Origin of the sequence: Mesorhizobium sp. M7A.F.Ca.US.006.04.2.1, from assembly GCF_004022915.1 — a bacterium.
Classification (GTDB): domain Bacteria; phylum Pseudomonadota; class Alphaproteobacteria; order Rhizobiales; family Rhizobiaceae; genus Mesorhizobium; species Mesorhizobium ciceri.
Window position 1 is genome coordinate 1 of sequence record NZ_RZQA01000664.1, and the last position, 3,693, is coordinate 3,693.

Annotated in this window: 2 protein-coding genes and 1 pseudogene; all 3 read right to left on the bottom strand. The window is 62.6% G+C overall.

Features of this window, described 5'->3' with window-relative positions; genetic code table 11:
* A pseudogene (locus tag EN925_RS27605) lies at window positions 1-279 on the bottom strand (hypothetical protein); the annotation flags it as partial.
* A gap of 102 nt (window positions 280-381) precedes the next feature.
* Window positions 382-1,179 carry a sterol desaturase family protein gene (locus tag EN925_RS27610; RefSeq protein ID WP_063168009.1) on the bottom strand — a complete coding sequence of 266 codons (798 nt, stop codon included), beginning with the start codon at window positions 1,177-1,179 and terminating at the stop codon, window positions 382-384.
* 176 nt (window positions 1,180-1,355) lie between these two features.
* Window positions 1,356-3,693: autotransporter domain-containing protein (locus tag EN925_RS27615; protein WP_128337064.1), on the bottom strand; the 2,338-nt coding region annotated here is incomplete at its 5' end.

Here is a 3,693-nt window from a genome sequence, read left to right on the forward strand (position 1 = left end):
CCGGCGGCAGAGATTGCGGAACCTGGCATCGCTTTCGCGTCCCTTGCCGCGAGCCGACATGCGCGCGGCCAGCCACACCTCGTCGCAGGCCGCCGCACGATCGACACCTTGCAGCACCAGTTCGAGATTGAACTGCAGCTTCAACTCGCAGATGACGACAACCGGCGGCTCCCCCTCGCGCAACGCAACAACATCGCAGCCGTCGATCTCGCCTTTGACGACAAAGTCGAGGCTTTCGAGGAACCGCTTCACCGGCGCATAGAGTGAGGTCTCGTTCATGGCGCAAGGTTTAGCCGATTCGAGACGAAAAGCCTTCCGGTGGTTCGGCGTTCTGCGGCTCGAAAGGGGACCGGTGTGGATACCGCAACGCCGGGCCAGCCGTCAGGCTTCGGCGTTCGGCACCGCCCGGTTCGGCAGCTTCCTGCGGCGCAGGAGCGGATAGCCGATCTGGCCGAAATAGGTGGAAGGGATCGGATCGTCGACGCCGTACTTGTCCGGCACCTTGTCGCCGGTGGGATTGTAGGTGCCGAACAGCACGTCGAGGAAAGGCAACTGCCCGGCGAAGTTCTTGTCATAGGCTTCGCGCTGGTTGGCATGGTGCCAGCGATGGAACTGCGGGCTGGCGATCAGCCACTTCAAGGGGCCGAACGGAATCCGCACGTTTGAATGCACAAGCAGCGTATGTCCAAGGTAGAGAGTCGAAAAGACGGCGATCGACGCTTCCGAGAAGCCGAGGAAAAAGATCGGCGTCAGCGATATTGCCTTTGTGACGATGGCGTCGACGGGATGATTGTGGAAGGCCCCGAGCCAGTCGAGTTCTTCAATGCCGTGGTGAACGGCATGGAACTTCCAAAGCGCCGGGATTTTGTGAAAGGCCCGATGTGTCCAGTAGACGCCGACATCGGTGATCACGATGATTTCGGCAACCTGCAGCCAGACGGGCTGGCCGCTGACGGCATGCGTTATCGCTTGCGGGACCAGGAGTGCAGCGGCACCGAGCGCGCCTGCCGCCATCATGACGATGGCCAGCTTTATGATGAAGCCGTTGAACAGCAGATAAATCAGATCGACAGCGAAGCCCTTGCGAAAGATCTTCTGCGGCCGCTCGGCGAACAGATGTTCGAACGGAATGAAGATCAGGGCGCAGATCAGAAGTGCCTTGATGCCAAAGATATCCATCGATTCGCCTCAGCGCGCAGTCCGCGCCTCTGAGAGGAACCACATCTCCCTTTCCAAAGGCTAAAGGCTCTGCCTTTTGCGCGAGTGGCGGCGGCAAACGCGGATTGTGAATGGAACGCGGGCGGACGAGGAGACGCGAATGCGGGCTCGTCCTGCGGCGCGTGGCCCATCCCCAACTAGAACCTGACCGCGAGATTGGCTTTCACGCTCTGGTCTGCGGCGCGACTGCCGAATTGTCCCCCATAGGTGAGGCCGAGCGTGGCATTGTGTGCGATGGCGATGTCGAACCCGACATCGAGTATCAGCCCGTCCTTGGCGATCGGCACGCCCGCGACGGTGAATGGTGCGCCGCCGGCGAATGCGAAGCGCGACAGCGGTACGGTCTCGCCAAAGGCATGCCGCCAGCCGAGCGTGCCGCGAACCGTCGCCGCCATCTCGCCGACGGTGAACTCGCCTGAGGCATGTAGGCCGAGCGTGGTGAAGGTCGCATCGGTGATTGCCGAAGCGCTTGTCAGCGTCGCCGCGCCGCCTGTCTCGGTGAAGCCGTCAGTCCGGAGGTTCACATAGGCGAGATTGGCGAAGGGCTCAAAGCCTAAATTTCCAGCATGGATACCATAGCCCAGTTCGCCGAACACCTGCGCCGTTCCGGCGCGATAATCTGCCTTGAGGCTGTCATTGAAACCGGGGAAAGTGACGGAGCGGCTCGTCGCGATGTCGTGCCAAGTATAGGATGTACCGGTGCGCAAGCCGAGCGTGCCGCCCCCAACATCCCAAGTGGTGCCGCCATAGAGGCCGAGATGATAGTTGTCGCTCGAGCCCGACGAGGCGCGGTCTTTCACATCGAGGTTGGTGCGGCTGTATCCCGCCATGATACCCAATCGCCAGGTGTCGAAAATGGCGGCGTCACCGCCAGCCAGGAAACCGCCAGTCGAGCGGTCAACGCGGGCAGCATTGCCGTCGCTGCCAGTATGGCCCCATGAACCAAAGCCCTGACTCCAGAGGGCGAAGCGATCGGTGTCCAACGCCACTGCAGCGGTCGTATTGGGATCGAGCGAGACATAGGCGCCCGCAGCACCGCCATAGGTCTGATCGGCGTAGGCCATGACCGGAGCGGCCGATGCACCGACGATACCGAAAGCGGCCCGGATGCGGTTCGTCGCCGCGTCGCGCAGAAGACGGCTATCTTCGATGAGGGAAGTCTGCGCCGAGGGATACACCTCGCCCGAGAGCTGGTCGAAGGCATCACGTGCCTGCACGTCGGTCGCGAGGTTGAGGATGACGTTGTACAGGGATCCGGATGTCGGCAGGCTCTCGAGCCCCCCAGCGGTTGCGATCTGATTGCGGGTCAAGGCTGCGTCGGTGAAGTTGCGGTATTTCAGGATGTCGAGATAGGCGTTGTTGGTGTCATAGGTATCGGCAAGCCTGAGGAAGGCGGTGTTGACAACTCCAGTCAAGGCAGCGAACTGCCCGGTCAGCCCGGCATCGGCGGTCAACACCGTATAGCGGGTGCCCGGCACCGCAATGCCGCCCGCGGCGTTCACGGTCAGCGTCGCGCCAGAGATCGTCGCGGTGCCGGAGGTGCTGAACCTGTCGGCCTGGCCTGCCGTGTTGATTCCGATCGCCATGATGCTGCCAGTCGCGAAAGCGGTATTGCCGCCGGTTTGCCGGATCACATCGCCGGCGCCAGCGTCGGCCATTGTCAAGGTGCCTTGATTGGTGAACTGAAACAGATTGGTCCATTGCGTCGTCTCCGCGACGCCGGCGGAGTTTCCACCGACGGCGGTCCCGTCGTTGACCAGCCTGCTGGCGCCACCGCCGAAATCACTGGTTCCACCGGCGCCGTTCCAGTTCCCGTCGTTGGCGAACAGTGTCGCGCCGCCGGCAAACTGCGCTGTACCGACGATCGAACCGGCGTTTGTGAGCGCCATCGTCGCGGCATTGGTCTCGATCGCCGCATCGCTGGACAGTCCGGAAAGACTACGGATCGCGCCCGACGAGGCGACGTTGATGGCGCCCGTCCCACCAGTCAAAGTCAGGCCACGCGTCGCGCCCGTCACCGTGCCGGCGACTTGCACATCCACTACGCCGTTGCCCGTCGCGACGATGCCCTCGGCCGACGTTCCGGTCACCGCGCCATTGGCGATCACCGTGATCGCGCCCGTGCCAAGATTGGTTGCCTGGATACCTGTCGTACCCGAGACATTGCCATTCGTCGTCACATTGATCGTGCCAGCGCCGACCACATTATCCTGGAGCACGAAGATCGCCGTAGCCGCAGTTGCGTTCACAGCACCCGTTATCACCGCGACATTGCCGGCCGAGCTTTCAGCGTCGATACCTCGACCAGTCGTCGCGGTGATCGGACCAACCGCCTTCACGGTCACCGAACCTGTACCGACAGTCCCTGCGACAATCCCGCTGCTCGCGTCGATCGCGCCGTTCGCCGTGACATCGACGTTGAGACGCTGTCGGCGACGGCCAATGTGACGATCGTGGCGAACGGCGACGTGAAGG